Raw genomic sequence first — 733 nt, forward strand, 5'->3', positions numbered from 1 at the left:
TTCGCTCTGAATGAAGGTATACATGGCAATATGGGGGGAATGGGTAAGCCTGTTCTCTATAACCATGCCAAGTATGGTACGAAGAAACTTATCGAAGAGTATGTCGATGAGATAGTTGAGTCCATAGAGCATATCGCAGAATTAGATGCCTCGCAGATCGATTATGAAGAGCGCCTAGACTTCTTTCATCGAGCCAGCCTTTGCTACGGCCGAACAGCGCTGATGCTCAGTGGCGGCGGTGCACTTGGACATTTCCACATTGGTGTTGTAAAAGCCTTGCTTCAGCAAAATCTTCTACCAAGTGTTATATCAGGCGCTAGTGCGGGCTCGGTCATTACAGCCATATTTGGTACGCATACAGATTTGGAGCTAAAAGAACTCATTCAGCCAGTGAGAATGTTAGCTGAGGCGAAAGAAAATGCAGGCTGGCTTAAAAAGCTCTTGTATGGAAAGAGAAAGCGCGCTGATATCAAAGATTTTGAAGAGCATGTGCTCAATCGTTTGGTACCTGATCTGACCTTCCAAGAAGCGTATGAACTCACAGGCCGTCGGATCAATATTTCCGTAGCGCCTGCAGAACTCCATCAGACCTCTCGTTTGTTGAATGCGATTACTTCACCAAATGTTTATATTCGTACTGCTGTGCTTGCTTCGTGTGCAGTGCCCGGTATTTTCCCTTCTGTCATGTTGGAAGCGAAGAATGAGCTTGGTGAGCGTCAAGCCTATCTACCCA

General features: G+C 46.2%; 1 protein-coding gene. It reads left to right on the top strand.

The window, feature by feature from the left end; translation table 11 throughout:
- Window positions 1-733: DUF3336 domain-containing protein (locus tag A3756_RS18465; RefSeq protein WP_156490590.1), on the top strand; the 733-nt coding region annotated here is incomplete at both ends.

It is taken from the genome of Oleiphilus sp. HI0086, assembly GCF_001635225.1.